At 59.7% G+C, this 14,943-nt stretch carries 12 protein-coding genes; 9 read left to right on the top strand and 3 right to left on the bottom strand.

The annotated features are described in order from the left end of the window. Positions 1-2 precede the first annotated feature (2 nt). The 9 genes from ACAM51_RS02015 to ACAM51_RS01975 all read left to right on the top strand — a co-directional run bounded on the left by ACAM51_RS02015 (position 3) and on the right by ACAM51_RS01975 (position 13,007). Positions 3-3,638, top strand: a complete 3,636-nt coding sequence (locus ACAM51_RS02015) for a transglutaminase family protein (protein ID WP_369642584.1) — start codon at positions 3-5, stop codon at positions 3,636-3,638. 22 nt (positions 3,639-3,660) lie between these two features. Beyond that, positions 3,661-4,809 (top strand): DUF5953 family protein, encoded by a 1,149-nt coding sequence (locus tag ACAM51_RS02010; RefSeq protein ID WP_369642583.1) that lies wholly within the window; start codon positions 3,661-3,663, stop codon positions 4,807-4,809. Between the two features lie 74 nt (positions 4,810-4,883). Then, on the top strand, positions 4,884-8,399 hold the full coding sequence (locus ACAM51_RS02005) for a transglutaminase domain-containing protein (RefSeq protein ID WP_369642582.1): 3,516 nt from the start codon (positions 4,884-4,886) through the stop codon (positions 8,397-8,399). A 1-nt stretch (position 8,400) separates the two neighbouring features. Beyond that, complete coding sequence (locus ACAM51_RS02000) at positions 8,401-8,820, top strand: hypothetical protein (protein ID WP_369642581.1); 420 nt, start codon at positions 8,401-8,403, stop codon at positions 8,818-8,820. A gap of 393 nt (positions 8,821-9,213) precedes the next feature. Next, entirely contained in the window at positions 9,214-9,813 is a 600-nt protein-coding gene (locus ACAM51_RS01995) for a hypothetical protein (RefSeq protein ID WP_369642580.1), read from the top strand. Between the two features lie 36 nt (positions 9,814-9,849). Next, complete coding sequence (locus ACAM51_RS01990) at positions 9,850-10,098, top strand: hypothetical protein (protein ID WP_369642579.1); 249 nt, start codon at positions 9,850-9,852, stop codon at positions 10,096-10,098. Between the two features lie 276 nt (positions 10,099-10,374). Then, positions 10,375-10,677 carry a hypothetical protein gene (locus ACAM51_RS01985; protein ID WP_369642578.1) on the top strand — a complete coding sequence of 101 codons (303 nt, stop codon included), beginning with the start codon at positions 10,375-10,377 and terminating at the stop codon, positions 10,675-10,677. A gap of 396 nt (positions 10,678-11,073) precedes the next feature. Further along, complete coding sequence (locus ACAM51_RS01980; RefSeq protein ID WP_369642577.1) at positions 11,074-11,676, top strand: IPTL-CTERM sorting domain-containing protein; 603 nt, start codon at positions 11,074-11,076, stop codon at positions 11,674-11,676. A gap of 386 nt (positions 11,677-12,062) precedes the next feature. Beyond that, positions 12,063-13,007, top strand: a complete 945-nt coding sequence (locus ACAM51_RS01975; RefSeq protein ID WP_369642576.1) for an IS481 family transposase — start codon at positions 12,063-12,065, stop codon at positions 13,005-13,007. Here the strand turns inward: ACAM51_RS01975 and ACAM51_RS01970 are convergent. Genes ACAM51_RS01970 through ACAM51_RS01960 form a run of 3 tightly spaced genes read right to left on the bottom strand, consistent with a single transcriptional unit; the run spans position 13,004 to position 14,892 of the window. After that, positions 13,004-14,266 (bottom strand): hypothetical protein, encoded by a 1,263-nt coding sequence (locus tag ACAM51_RS01970; protein ID WP_369642575.1) that lies wholly within the window; start codon positions 14,264-14,266, stop codon positions 13,004-13,006. The genes ACAM51_RS01975 and ACAM51_RS01970 overlap by 4 nt on opposite strands. Then, a complete protein-coding gene (locus ACAM51_RS01965; protein ID WP_218294813.1) occupies positions 14,263-14,598 on the bottom strand; it encodes a DUF4303 domain-containing protein in 336 nt (111 codons plus the stop codon). The genes ACAM51_RS01970 and ACAM51_RS01965 overlap by 4 nt, the downstream gene beginning before the upstream one ends. Beyond that, on the bottom strand, positions 14,599-14,892 hold the full coding sequence (locus ACAM51_RS01960) for a hypothetical protein (protein ID WP_369642574.1): 294 nt from the start codon (positions 14,890-14,892) through the stop codon (positions 14,599-14,601). Positions 14,893-14,943: the final 51 nt, after the last annotated feature.

The raw sequence follows: 14,943 nt of genomic DNA, 5'->3' as shown, positions 1-14,943 counted from the left end.
AGATGGAAGCATTGAACACCCGGCACGCATGGCGCCCCGTACTGCGCCCCGTGTCTGGCGTCGTGATCGCAGCCCAGTTGCTCTTGGCCATCCAGCCCCTGAGCGCGCTCGCCCAAGACGGCCGTGCCAACACATCGCCGGCCGCCCAGGCCCAGGTGCAGCGCCTGGCCCAGTGGCAGCAGCGCATCGAGCAGGGCAAGATCGAGCAAGCACGCGCGGCCCAGCCCGCAGGGGCCGTGGCCAGCGAACGCACCAGCCGCAACCTGGCCCGGGTGCACGACCTGCTCAAAGGCATCAAGGCCCGCACAGAGCGCCCTACGGCAGTGCGCAGCACCAGCCGCAACGGCAACAGCAACGGCATCGCCAACGCCTTCACGCCCAAAGCCACCGCCACCGACGAGCAGGCCAACCAGGCCGCCCAGGAGGAGATCAGCCAACTGCTGGCCGCCATCGATGCGGACACCGACGCCGTGCTGGCCGACTTTGCGGCCCTGCGCCAGCAACTGCAGGCCCAGCAGGTCAGTCCGGAAATCCTTGCCCGCCACGACCAGACCCAGGCCGAGCTGGACAAGCGCGCCAATGAACTGCGCAGCCTCATCCGCCAATGGCGCCAGGCCCCTGGGGCGGCCACACTGAGCGCCCTGGATACCTACTTCGAACGCTACCCCGCCGTGAGAGAGCGCCCGCCACTGGACCCCGCCAAACTGCCCTGGAGCAACCCCAAGCCCAATCTGCGCCCGCCGGCGGAGACAAAAATCGCTTGGTTCCAAAAATTGAACAAAAACCAGCAAGTCAAACTTGCCCAGGTGGGTGGCGGGCTGAGCGGCCTCCAGTTCAGTATTCCCCCCGAGCCTGGGCAGGCTCCGGCGCCTGCAGATCTGGCGGAAACCGAGGATGTTCAACTCAGTGCAATCGTCAAGGCGCAGGCGGCGCAGCTGAACCACAACCCCGTGGAGATCGCCGCCTGGGTCCGAAACAACATCAACTGGCTTCCCACCTGGGGTTCGGTCCAGGGCTCCGAGTTGACATTGCTCAATCAAAGCGGCAACGCCATTGACATTGCATCGTTGACCGTCGCTCTTCTGCGGGCATCGGGAATACCTGCGCGTTACGTCATTGGCACGGTGGAAGTAGATGCCGCGCAACTGCAAAATTGGATTGGCGACGCCAGCAGCCCATGGGTGGCCATCGACCTGATGCAGCAGGGCGGCATAGCGTCACGCGCCGTGGTGAGTGCAGGTGCTGTGCAGAAGATCCGTATGGAGCACGCGTGGGTCAAGGCCTACGTCAACTGGGCTCCAGGCCGCGGCGCGCGCCAGGGTGGCGCTGCTGTCACACCGCCTGTCACCTTTGAAGGCCTGCCCCAACACCCCCATCCAAACGCCGGCCTCAATGCCTGGGTGGATCTGGATACCAGCTACAAGCAGTACACCTTCACCAAGCCTTTGGACATTGCGGCGGCAGTGCCGTTGGACACCGAAGCGCTACGGCATTCCGTGACCGCTGGCGTGAACACTGCACAGGGATACGTGGAAGGCTTTAGTGAGTCTGCTGCCATAGGGCAACTGCAGAACTACCAAGCGCGCGTCAGTGCCTATCTTGCAGGCAGACCTGCCCTCACGCTGGGCGATCTCGTCAAATCCCGCGAAGTCATCTCGGATACCAGCACCCTGCTTGCAGGCGTGCCACCCTTTCCAGCACTGGTCGCGCAGCAAATGACCAGCTTGCCCGCCAGTTTGCGTCACTCTGTGGTGGTGGGGCTCTACGCGTCTGCATTCGACCGATCACAGGATAGTCCGCAAATGACATGGCGGGTCAGCCTGCCAGCGCTGGGTGCCCGCCGCCTGGGGGTGACCTACGAGCCTGCGTCGGCATCGGATGCGCAAATGCTGGCCGATCTCAAGGCACAGGGGGCAACCAGCTTCCCGGCGTACCTCCTCAACCTTCGCCCCACCGTCAGGCTGGATGGAACCAATGCGGCGACCGCTCCCGTGGTCCGCGCTGGCTCCGCACAAGCGTGGAGCATCACGTTTGAGAACCCATCAGGAATCGATAGCGGTAGCGTCAGCTTTGACAACACCGCGGGTGATGAGATCGTGTTCGGTGTCAATGGCAATGGCATCGGCCTCAATACCGTGATGTACCGCGTCGCCCAAGACTCAGCGCAAAGTGCAGCCAGCAATCTTGAGCATGCGGCACTGCTTTACTGGCTGGAGCATGATCAGTTCGATCAGATGATCGCCTCCCGTCTGAGAGTGCTCACCACGCGGCAGCCTTCCGTCATGCAGATGAGCGCACCGCTGACGGTCCGCTACTTCTATGGCATCGCGAGGTCCGCCAGTTACCAGTCACGGGTAGGCGATGCCAAGCGCGTGTTGACAGCGGCAGCCGCCCCCGACGAAGGCCTGCGGCGCCAGTTCATGGTGCACGCAGGCATCCAGGGCTCCAGCATTGAGGGCTCGGTGCTCGACCAGTTGTTCAACCGACCTGACGAAACGTCGGTGTCTACAACCCAGATCATGGCCATCGCAGCGCGAGAGGGCCAACGCATCTACAGCATCACGCAGGAGAACATCAGCAGTGCGCTGCCGGCTTTGGCGGTGGACAGCGCAGTCAAGGAGGATATTGAAAATGCCGTAGCGAACGGCATGGTTGCCTTTGTGCCCGAACGAGAAATTGCACACAAGGGCTACCGCGGTGTGGGCTACATCCTCATGGACCCGGACAGTGGAGCAGCGGCGTACTTGATTGATGGCGGCCGCAATGGCCTGAGCCAGCCCGACTGTGTTGCGGGAGTGACGCCTCCGGAGGCAGAGATATCGGTGAGCACTATCATGAATTGGGAAGCGCTCGGTCCTGCCTTAGTCGGCTTCACGGCTGGTGGTGCAGCTAAGGAAGCGGAACGGCAAGCCGCCAAGATCGCGAGCGAGGCGATTGCACGAGCTGCCAAAACATCGGCGCAACGCATAGCTGCGCGCACGGGTCCGCGCGTCTTGACCGCACTTGCAGTTCCTGGCGCCAACGTGGTGATGGGGGTCGCGCTGGCAGCCGCCCTCACGGTGGAAATATACCTGCTTATGATTGAAATCAAGCTGGTCATGGCGGAACTGGGTATACAGCAGCTGACGCGCACAGAAGAGGACACTTGCGAGTGCAAGAAGAATTCCAACGACCCTAAATGCGCGTGCAAGAAGATTCCGACTCCGCACAAGCCGGCTTTGCCGCCGGATATGAGCACGGCCTACAACCGGCGTGTGAAATTCCACCACCAGTGTGCGGACTCCAGTGGAAATAGTTATCCAGGTAATGATGTGCAGATAATAAGTAAGCAGGGGGGGGCGGCCACGGTTGACTTGTTCAATGAAGGCACGCAGACGGCCTGCGAGGTCAAGACCAGCTTCAGGGATACGCCTTATGAACCTTGGATATTAGACAAATGGAAAAGCAAGGTGATTGGGCAGATCAATCGACAAATTACCATTGCGCAACAATGCAACTGGAATCATTGCATTGTTGTCAATAAAGCTTGGCTGAAAGAAGAACTTAGTAGCATTGGAACCACAATCTATCTGAGGCCCAGTTGTGCACAGCCCATAGAGAATGATCCTTTCGAGCGACCGATCCCAGGGCTAGATTGAGAAGAAAATTATGCGATCATCCATGAGTTTCGAGGCATCCTGGTATATCAGGCGTGCATTGCTTGATATGAGTCATATTGGAAAATTAATAAATTTGATAAACAAATTTACACTTGCGGGAGATCAAAAATGGAATGTTAAGATTTTCCAAAAAATTGGTGATGGTCATGTGGATGCCAATCAACTGAAAGACGATCCTGCGGGTAAGGAATTGTTGCTTGCAGCAGACAGCCAGAAAGAGGGAGGGCTGACGAAGGCCTATTACTACAGAGATATGCCGACACCTGCTGGTCCTGGAGTGGATCGTGATGTGATCAGCTTCATGATTGACCCCAAATTTCCTGGCAATGACGGGCCTTATGTTTTACTGGAGTTCAATTGCAAAATTGCATCACAGGTTGCCCATAATCTATTTGTGGAATTATCACAAGTTTTTTATACGGACTTTTGTTGGCACATTCCTGAGTACTGGGGCTCCTACGGGTGGGTTAGGACAATCATGGAGGCCGCCTTGCAAAGAGACTACGAATGGGGGCCTTTAGATAGCCGTTGCCACCCCAAAGAAATTGCCCTCGCCAAATCCCTGGCTGCAGCGCTGCCCCGCATTGGCTTCGAGTACTACCCCCCCAACTCCAAGCCCCCCTTGCTCCCCCAGCGTCTAGGCTGGCTCAACTGCTGGAGCGCAGAAGTGGCGGAGCACCTAGGCTTTCCCGATCCGCAAAAGGATGCAGACCTGCTGCCCCTGTGCCACCAGCTTCCATCTGGTCACTGGATCGTTCAGCTCACCGAGGATCCACTGGATTTGACCCGTCCTGATCATGTTGAGGCCATCGTGCGCGCCTATTGGCGCTTCGACAAGATAGGCCGCCGCTCCAAGCCAGCGGCCAAGAAAGCGAAGGCCAAGGCTGCCCCGGTGGACGCGGACAGCTTGAACACTTACCGGATTCACCAAAGCGATGAAAGCGGCAATTGGTGGCAATCAGACTATCCGCCGATCCAGGCCAGCAGCGAAGAAGAGGCCTTGCGCATTTACTTTTGCAAGCTCTCGCGCAGTAGAATGCCGCGCCCTCATGAAACCTTGAACCGGTTGTGCAAGGCCTACGACGCTGTAGCGCTGGAGGTCGGAGGATTGCCGCGTGGAGAGGATGTGCAAGCACGGTTGGCGGAATAGCGGTGACAAGGTGGGCCGGTGGGACCGCTGGGCGCCCTCCCTGGTTACGTCCAATAGGCCACATCCTCATTGGTGTGCAACTGCTGCTGGCGCTCCAGCCCCTGAGCGCGCTCGCACAAGACGGCCATGCCAACACATCGCCGGCCGCCCAGGCCCAGGTGCAGCGCCTGGCCCAGTGGCAGCAGCGCATCGAGCAGGGCAAGATCGAGCAAGCACGCGCGGCCCAGCCCGCGGGGGCCGTGGCCAGCGAACGCACCAGCCGCAACCTGGCCCGGGTGCACGACCTGCTCAAAGGCATCAAGGCCCGCACAGAGCGCCCTACGGCAGTGCGCAGCACCAGCCGCAACGGCAACAGCAACGGCATCGCCAACGCCTTCACGCCCAAAGCCACCGCCACCGACGAGCAGGCCAACCAGGCCGCCCAGGAGGAGATCAGCCAACTGCTGGCCGCCATCGATGCGGACACCGACGCCGTGCTGGCCGACTTTGCGGCCCTGCGCCAGCAACTGCAGGCCCAGCAGGTCAGCCCGGAAATCCTTGCCCGCCACGACCAGACCCAGGCCGAGCTGGACAAGCGCGCCAATGAACTGCGCAGCCTCATCCGCCAATGGCGCCAGGCCCCTGGGGCGGCCACACTGAGCGCCCTGGATACCTACTTCGAACGCTACCCCGCCAGCAAACCCCGCCCCCAGGGCAACCCCGCCAAGCTGCCCTGGAGCACACCCCAGCCCAACCAGCGCCCCCCCGCGGAAACCCAAGTGGCCTGGCTACAGAACCTGCACAAGGCGCAGACCGTCCAGCTGGCCCAGGCTGGCGCAGGCACTGGCGGACTCCAGTTCAACATCCCGCCCGAACCCGGGCAGGCGCCCACGGCGGCCGACTTGGCAGAAACCCCGGAAGTCACCCTCACGGCGGCCATCCGCGCCAAAGCCCAGGAGCTGGGCAACAACCCCGTGGCCATCCACAACTGGGTGCGCAACAGCATCGAATGGACCCCCACCTGGGGCGCCATCCAAAGCGCACAAGACACCCTGGACAAACAACGCGGCAACGCCGTGGACATCGCCAGCCTGCAGATCGCCCTGCTGCGCGCAGCAGGCATCCCCGCCCGCTACCAGTTCGGCACCGTGGACATGCCCGCCGCCCAGGCCATGAACTGGGTGGGCAACGCCAGCAACCCCCAGGCAGCCCTGCAGATCCTGAACCAGGGCGGCATCGCTGCCCGCGGCATGGCCCAAGGCGGAGCCATCCAGACAATCCGCTTTGAACATGCCTGGGCGCAGGCCTACGTCAACTGGGCCCCCGGGCGAGGCCACCGCAACGCCACCCCCACCCAGCACGTCAATCCCAACGGCCCCCTGAACGCCTGGGTGGCCTTGGACGCCAGCGTCAAGCAATACACCTACGCAGCAGGCCTGGACCTGCAAAGCGCCGTCCCCCTGGACGCCCAGGCCCTGCTCAGCGCAGCGCAAAGCGGCGCCACCGTCAACGAACAAGAAGGCTGGGTGCAAAACCTCAACCAGGCCGCCATTCAAAGCCAGCTCACCAGCTACCAGAGCCGGCTCAAGACCTACATCGACACCCAAAAGCCCAATGCCACCGTGGGCGACGTCATCGGCAAAAAGATCCTCCCCCAGACCGTGCACAGCGTCCTGGCAGGCGTGACCCCCCTGGCCATCGTCCAATTGGGACAACAAGCCACCGCAGTGCCCGCCAGCCTGCAGCACCAGTTCAGCTATGCGCTCAGCGACAGCTGGGGCAACGAACTGCTGAGCTACACCGCCCCCACCAGCCGCCTCGTGGGCAAACGCCTGACCCTGAGCTACACCCCCGCCGACCAGGCCACCGCCGACTTGATCGCCAGCTACCTGCCAAAGCCCCACGCAGACGGCAGCCCCATCCAGCCCAGCGAGCTACCCAGCAGCCTGCCGGGCTACCTCATCAGGCTCAAACCTCAGATCACCTTGGACGGTCAGGTGGTGGCCCAAAGCAGCACCGCCATCACCATGGGATCCGACCTGCAAGGGCAGGGCGGCTTCACGCAGCTGTACGACCCCACACAATGGGACCTGACGCCAGACCAAAGCCACGTGGCAGGCCAGGCCACCGCCATTGGCATCAGCGCGGGCGGCATCAGCGCCAAGCAGCTGGACACCTTGAAGACAAGACTTGAAACCACCAAGAATCAACTGCAGGCCAACAACCTGCAGAACCTCACCGGCGAGCAAATCTCGGGCGACCTGCTCACCGCCACCATCTGGAGCTGGTTTGCGGCAGCCGAGAGCCACAACCGACTCTCCCAAAACCAGGCCAACGTGATTGAAAACCCCGGCCTGTCCTACGGTCTGTTCCACGCGGTGGCCAACCCGGTGTACAACTGGGGCGTGGTGAGAAAGGTGAGCTTCCCCGGAGTGAACATCGACATCGGGCACATCAGGAACATCACCTGGGCGAAAGACAACGACCCGCAAAAGTGGATCAGCTACAACCGGCTGCGGGGCCAGTACATGAGTGCACTGGAGCACGCGGTGCCTGAGAGGTTCTTCAGCGACCCCAGTCAATGCAACCTGCAAGGAAACCCCAACCCCACGGCGGGCCTGCCAGACTGCCCGCAAGGCATCTCAGCAGTGAAGGCCCTGGGGATAGCAGCGGCCCAGGGGCAGAGGATTTACACGATCACGCAGAGGGTCTACAACGACAACCCGGGGATCGTGAATACGGCGCTGTCAGCGCACAGCTATGACATGCAGAACAGGGTGCAGCAGTCGCTGGATGCGGGGTACGAGGTCACCATTCACGAGCGGCCTATTACGCAGAGTGGGTGGACGGGGGCGGGGTACACCGCCATTGATCCAAGTACGGGGGCGGGGGCTTACACCATTGAAGGCGGGGGTAATGGTGGATACAAAGACCACTTGGAGAATGCGCCTGGCGTGCGATTGCTGAATTTTTACGGAGTGGGTGCGCCTCCAAGCTCTTACGAGGCCCCACTGTTAATCTCGATGTATAGCTTGGCCGTTTTGGCCATCTATTCGGCAGTAAATACCGTTTCAGAAGTGGTTGAGTGCTATAAATCGCAAATTGCAGAGGCACTATTATTTATTATTCTGGCCATAGCCGTTGCGCTGATCGCTTCTGCTTTAACTGGCGGCGGAGCGTTGGGGCCTGCTGTAGTGGCGGTAACTAGCCTGCTAATTTCAACAAGTGCAAGTGCGGGTGCTCCGAAAAATCCCGAGTGCACATTGCCAGTTATGCGCTTACAACTTCAGGTTAGTCCCCGCGCTTCGGGCACACAAACCTTCGAAACATGGGGGCAGCCCCTTGAGGGAAAAGCTGGCGTTGGGGTTACGACTCGGCAGGTGAGAGATAAGATGGAGAATATGTTCAATGAAAGACCTCTCTGGTTCCCCGGGAACGTGGATTTGAGAGGAATGATCATATCGATGAGTATATGCATAAAGAGATATCCTCCGTTTGGCACATCAGGAAATGCACACGAACAAATATGTTCCCCTGAGCAGCGTGCATACAATGGACTTTACTATCGATTGGATCTTGAAAATATTCATGGAGTGAACCTAAAGGAATAAAATGAATTTGTCGGAAAATTATAAACAATCAATTGCTTTGGCACATCTAGGGAATTTTTCTCAACTAAATGAATTTATCGATCAACTTCAGGCGACAAATCGGTTTGGTCAAGAGTTAGATGACTTAATTGCCTGCGCATGCGAGAGTTACGATGATGCTTCATGTTCGCTAAAAATAACCATTCTATCCATGCTATACAAGTTGGATGAAGAGGTCGCCTATAAGATGGCTAGGAATGATTTAAAAGAGGTGTATAAAGCATTTCGTGATCATGGAAGTCATCTTCATCAGGTTATATTTTCCATTGTGCGCCATGACAATATAGACGTGGCAACATCCTCAATTGAATATGATAAAAATATGCGAATCGCCTTTGCTCTGATAAATAAGTTAAATGTGAATGATTTTATTGATAAATAATTGTGGTAATTAGGCGTGGGGTGGATTTGCTACACAAAATAATTGCGTCCAGAGCTAAATTCAGGCCCTACACAGGCGGTAGCTCCAACCCAGCCGAGCGAGCTGCCCCGCAGCCTGCCGGGCTACCAGACCAAAGCCACGTGGCATGGGCAGGCCACCGCCATCGGCATCAGCGCCAAGCAGCTGGGCACCTTGAAGACAGACTTGAAACCACCAAGAACTGACTGCAGGCCAACAACCTGCAGAACTTGACCGGTGAGCAGATCAGCGGAGACCTGCTCACCGCGACGATCTGGAGCTGGTTTGCGGCAGCGGAAAGCCACAACCGGTTCTCCCAAAAAACCAGGCCCAAATGATCGAGGCCCCGGCCTGTTCTACGGCCTGTTCCATGCGGTGGCCAACCCCATCTACAGCTGGGGCGTGGTGAGAAAGGTGAGCTTCCCCGGGGTGAACATCGACATCGGGCACATCAGGAACATCACCTGGGCCAAAGACAACAACACTGACGCGTGGGTTGCCTATAACCGTTTCAGAGGCCAGTACATGAGCGGTTTGGAACATGTAGTTCCAGCTCATTTTTTAAGCGCTACTTCAATATGCAATTTGTCAGCCACGTCCTCGCCAATACCCGGATTGCCAGACTGCCCCCAGGGCGTGTCAGCAGTAAAAGCCCTTAGTGTCGCGGCAAGCAAAGGACAAAAAATCTACAGAATCACTACGGATATCTATAACGACAACCCGGGCATCGTGGGCACGGCGCTGTCAGCGCATAGCTATGACACGCAAAACAGAATCCAACAATCTCTGGATGCTGGATATGAGGTGACGGTCCATGAACGGCCGATCACAGAGAGTGGATGGATAGGGGCGGGGTATGTTGCAATAGATCCGGCAACAGGTGCTGGCGCATATTCTATTGAAGGTGGTAGTAATGGGGCTGCTATTTTTGGATTGATAGTTCTAATAGCTGCTATTGTGTTGTTGGCGATATGACTTGCCCCAATTATTGCGGCTGGTATCGCAGCAGCTATGACGAGCTTGGTCAATGCATATGTGATTTATGTCGCTGAATTGGCACTTGTTAGAATTGGGACTCTGGTGGTTCAGGGCAACATGACTGCAGCGGTAATTTGGGCGCAAAGAATCGACTTGATTCCAGCATCGGATAGGGTTCGAATTTATATGCAAACTTATATTTCTTATATTATTCAAAATCCAGCAACTGATTGGGCTAAGCGAAATTTAGCTCAAGTGATTCAGGAGATTTTATTAAAATGAAGGGTATTTTTGTTCTAATTAGGCTGGTGTGGGAGTCTGTGCGCGACAGAAAGCAGTTTGAATCTTTTAGAAAAGAGTGGCGCCCATTGGCTCCTGATAAAAATGAGATATTGAGAGAGGCAGAGCGGAGAAGACTGGGGAGTAAATCTACCTTGGTCGAGAAAGAGGTCAACGACTGAACTAGATGTTGGTTGGTTCGTGGCGGCGGCGCCTGTTCCATACGGTGCCCACCCCGCGTACACCTGGGGCGTGGCGAGAAAGGTGAGCTTCCCCGGAGTGAACATCGACATCGGGCACATCAGAAACTTGAGCTGGGCGAAAGACAACGACCCGCAAAAGTGGATCAGCTACAACCGGCTGCGGGGGCAGTACATGAGTGCACTGGAGCACGCGGTGCCTGAGAGGTTCTTCAGCGACCCCAGTCAATGCAACCTGCAAGGAAACCCCAACCCCACGGCAGGCCTGCCAGACTGTCCGCAAGGGATCAGCGCAGTCAAGGCGCTGGGGATTGCAGCGGCGCAGGGGCAGAGGATTTACACGATCACGCAGAGGGTCTACAACGACAACCGGGCCTCGTGAATACGGCGCTGTCAGCGCACAGCTATGACATGCAGAACAGGGTGCAGCAGTCGCTGGATGCGGGGTATGAGGTCACTATCTAGGAACAACCTATCACAGAGAGTGGGTGGACAGATCTGTTCCCAGTTTCGTCGGGCAGGGTACCCGGCGCCCCGGTAGCGTCCCCGTACCATGGCAAGCATTCAAGAAAGACCGGGTGGCGAATGCGGCTGTCAGCGGTCATCAGGATCGCGGCCCGAACCCTTTCAGCTACACCACTGCGGGTCGGAACGAGAAAGGTCTGCCGGCGGAAGTGGCTTGGCGCTGCGTGCCGCCATGGCAGCTCCCTATAGGTAGCAAGTGAATTCAACCGTTCGATACACTTGAACACATATGTATTCATATGGAGGAGCGGAGATGAACTTGCGCAGTGCCTGCGTCGGCTTGGCGTTCTTGGCCGCGGCGAACGCGGCCCAAGCCATTTACACAATCAACATCGATCAGGTGGGCGCGGATGTTGTGATGACAGGCTCCGGCTCGCTCAATACGAGTTCAATGTCTGCGTTGACAACCATCGGGTTGTGCGCTGCAGGACACGGGTTGATCCACAACAACGCTATCTGCATTGGGACTGAAACGACTGCCGACATGTTCAGCGGTGTGCTATTCCCAAGCTTGACTGGCGTAGCCTCCACACCACAGGCCGGCACTGGTTCCATGGGGCCTGGCGTCTACATTCTCGGTGCCGATCTTTATTTGCCCGAGAACTACATCTCTGAGGCTTCCATCTCGAACTCAACGACGTTCGCGGGGACAACCCTCGCGGGAGCGGGGCTGACCGTCGGAACCCGAACGCTCTTCCTGCCCTCGGGCGACGAGATCATCATCAACATCGGGCTGGCTCCGCCGCCAGTTGTCCCCGCCGCCAGCATTCCTACCTTGAGTGAGTACGCCTTGATGGCCATGGCGTCAATGATGGCCATGCTGGGCATCGCAGCAGTGAGACGCAGGAAGGGCTGAAGGCTGCCCGGGCTTTCCAGCAGGAACCCCGATCAGCGGCAGCGCCACTGCCGGGCCCCAGCTATGCACACAGGACCCGAAGTTGACGTGTCGGTTGACTTTTGAGGTTGGCGGGTGCACGCCATCTGGCAGTTTCAGGCTGCTTGCTGCTGCCAATCAACCAACGTCCGCCCCAGGTCTTTTGGGTGGCCACGAGGACCGCGGCGTGTTCCTGGATCGCTGCGGGCCAGCTTCCGCACATCGACAACAGCCACGGCATCGCGCCGCGGGGGAACCTCCAGGCGGCGTGCACAGCGCTAGGTGTGATGTCTCAATAGGTTGTTCATCCGTCTCGGATTTGGGAAGCTGTGGTTACCAGGCCAAGCAACTCAAGTCAGGAGAGACGGATGAACAGTCATAAGCATGCCCGCTTGACGGCTGCGGGTCGAGCCCTGCTGGTCAGCAGGGTATTGGACGAAGGCTGGTGCGTGACAGCGGCCGCCCAGGCCATGGGCGTGAGCTGCCGCACCGGGTTCAAGTGGCTGGCCCGCTTCAGGGCCGAAGGCACAGCAGGGCTGTGTGATCGAAGCTCGCGACCGCATCACAGCCCCACAGCTTGCCGCCCCGAACAGGTGAGCCAGTTCGAACTGCACCGCCGACAACGCCTGCCGTTGTGGCGCATCGCCCGCGAGTGCGGCCGCAGCCTGTCCACCGTGGCCCGGCACATGGCCCGCCTGGGCTTGAGCCGCTTGAGCGCCTTGCAACCGCCCGTGCCCGTGTGCCGCTATGAGCGGGCCAGCCCTGGCGAGTTGCTGCACATCGACACCAAGCGCCTGGGACGCATCCAGGGCGTGGGCCACCGAATCACAGGCCAGCGCCAGCACCGCAACCGAGGCATCGGCTGGGACGCCGTGCATCTGGCCATCGACGATCACTCCCGGGTCTCCTTCGCCCGGGTGTTGGGCGATGAGACGGCCCTGAGCTGCGTGCAGTTCCTGCGCCAGGCCGTGGACTACTACGCCAGCCTGGGCGTGCGCATCGAGCGCGTCATGACCGACAACGGCGCGGGCTACAAGAACACCTTCGGGGCAGCCTGCCAGGAACTGGGCATCCGGCACATCCGAACACGGCCCTACACGCCCAAGACCAACGGCAAGGCCGAGCGCTTCGTGCAGACCAGTTTGCGCGAATGGGCCTATGCCAGACCCTACGAGAGTTCAGCCCAGCGCCAAGCTGCATTGCAGCCATTCATTGACGGCTACAACTGGTGTCGACCACACTCCGCTCTCAACCATCAGCCGCCCATCAGCCGCATTCCGGCCATGAACAACCTCCTGAGAATCAACAGCTAGGCCACACGGCCATTCTTGAAGACCGTGCGTTCGGTTTCGCGCGGCTGGCTGCCGTCGGGCTGGCTTGCCATGCGCGCCACGGGGCCCTGCAGAAAGCCTGCCACCAGTTGGCCTTCGCGCCATTGGCGCATGTCGGCATCGAGGCTCAGCATTTCGACCAGGCGCCCCGTGCCCTGGGGGGCCAGGTCGTTTCCCTGCGCGTCCAGGCAGCGCAGGTAGCGCGTGGCGCCATCATGGCCCTCGATGCTTTCGGTGTTGAGTGCGCCGCTGGGCCAGTAGCGCAATTGATGTTCGCCCTTGTCTTGGCGCCTGCAGCGCAGCAGTGGTGCGCCACAGGGGTAGAAGTGCTCGCTGCACAACTCCTCTCCGTACCAGTACAACTGCGTGCTTTCGCGCTGGCCCTGGGCGTCGAAAGCCTCATGAAGGCCATGGTGGCCCAGGCCCAGTGCCAGCCGGTCGCTGCGCACGGACTGCAGGGCGCCACTCATGAAGTGCTCGCCGCTGGTCCAACTGTTGCTGGCCTGGCTGGGGTAGTGGATCCAGTGGCGACCGCGCTCATTGCCAAAGCCCTGTGTCTCGCACTGCAGCAGCGTGCGGTCGGGCGAGAACCAGACCACGTCGCAACCGCAGTCCTGATTCTCGAAGACGTTGGGGCCGATGGGAAAACCATCCACGAAGCGCAGGCGGTGCGCACCGTCTGCAAGCGTCACATGCTCGACACCGCTGCCACGCAACCCGGGCACGGCCGCCAGGGCGAAATAGCGGTGTGGGTGGCGCACGATGTCCTGCTCCAGCCGCTGGCGGACAGCGTGGTGGGCGAAGAATTCGGTGGCGATGGCTGCAAGGCGCTCCCCGTGCGGGGCGAGCAGATCCTGGTAGGCGTCCCAGGCATCTTCGTCACAGCCTTCTTCTCCCTCATCGTCATCATTTTCTTGGTCCGGATACGCCTGCGCGACCATATTCCAGATCGCGTGCACTTCCTCGATCAGCGGCAGCACGGACGCATAGACGGGATTGGCCGCGATGATGCCCGGCACCGCGCTTGCATCGTCCAGATGCGCGGCCACGTTGTCGAAGTATTGATCCACGCCGCCGTTGGAGACCTGCGCGTCGAACAGGTCGAAGTAGTACACCGCCCGCGCCAGTGGCGCGAAGCCGTCAGGTCCGGATGCGTGCAGCGCATCGACGATGGCACGGCTGAAGTACGGGGCGCAGCGCAGCAGCGCGGGCCAGTCGGCAAGGGGCAGTCGTGGGCTCATTCCATGTCCTTGTGCTGTTTCAGGAAGGTCTCGCAGACCTCGGGTCGGTTCAGCCACCGGGCCGATTGGTCCTCCATCGCTTCGGCATCATCGGAGCCGGGCGAGGTGATGAACAGAACCGCAGCGTTGGCCCCCTGGCGGTGCCGGCCCAAGAAGCCCTCGTTGTCCAGCCGCTTCAATGCCTCGATCAGGGCGTGAGGCTCCTGGGCCTTGACGGTGTCGGATGAAGCCACGTCACCGGAGCCATGGCCCTGTCCATGGTCTTCATTCTTTATGCTCCCGTATTGATAGCTGCTTGCGCTTTGTGGACGGGCGCTGGTGGCTATTTTCATTTACGTCACCTGTACGAAGAAGATGCCGCTGCAGTCGGTGCTCTCGCTGGCCTGCGTGGGCAGGTACAGGTAGCCTACCCCGTCGGCCAGGTAAAACAGGTTGCGCAGCGGCGCGGGCAGGGTGCCGCCGTCGATCTGCAATGCGAAGGCTAGGCCGCCGAGTTCCAGGTCTTCGTCTTGCAGCCATTGCGGCGCACCGCCGATGAAGGACCGCGCGTCCCCGCCGGCCTGCACGTGGATGCCGTGCGGGGGCAGTTCCAGCGCGCTCTGCACCAATGTGCCGGCCTTGTGCACCAGCACTTGCGTGGTGCCCCGGCGCAGCAGTGCCAGTTCGGCCGGGTCGCC

This window comes from Acidovorax sp. A79 (genome assembly GCF_041154505.1).
Lineage (GTDB): Bacteria > Pseudomonadota > Gammaproteobacteria > Burkholderiales > Burkholderiaceae_C > Acidovorax.
The sequence above is the reverse complement of the archived record's forward strand: the minus strand, read 5'-3'. Positions and strand labels throughout refer to the sequence as shown.

Bases quoted from the DNA above. Each gene is read 5' to 3' on its own strand.
- ACAM51_RS02015 (WP_369642584.1), top strand. From the start codon at position 3: ATGGAAGCATTGAACACCCGGCACGCATGGCGCCCCGTACTGCGCCCC.
- ACAM51_RS02010 (WP_369642583.1), top strand. From the start codon at position 3,661: ATGAGTTTCGAGGCATCCTGGTATATCAGGCGTGCATTGCTTGATATG.
- ACAM51_RS02000 (WP_369642581.1), top strand. From the start codon at position 8,401: ATGAATTTGTCGGAAAATTATAAACAATCAATTGCTTTGGCACATCTA.
- ACAM51_RS01990 (WP_369642579.1), top strand. From the start codon at position 9,850: ATGACGAGCTTGGTCAATGCATATGTGATTTATGTCGCTGAATTGGCA.
- ACAM51_RS01980 (WP_369642577.1), top strand. From the start codon at position 11,074: ATGAACTTGCGCAGTGCCTGCGTCGGCTTGGCGTTCTTGGCCGCGGCG.
- ACAM51_RS01975 (WP_369642576.1), top strand. From the start codon at position 12,063: ATGAACAGTCATAAGCATGCCCGCTTGACGGCTGCGGGTCGAGCCCTG.
- ACAM51_RS01970 (WP_369642575.1), bottom strand. From the start codon at position 14,266: ATGAGCCCACGACTGCCCCTTGCCGACTGGCCCGCGCTGCTGCGCTGC.
- ACAM51_RS01965 (WP_218294813.1), bottom strand. From the start codon at position 14,598: ATGAAAATAGCCACCAGCGCCCGTCCACAAAGCGCAAGCAGCTATCAA.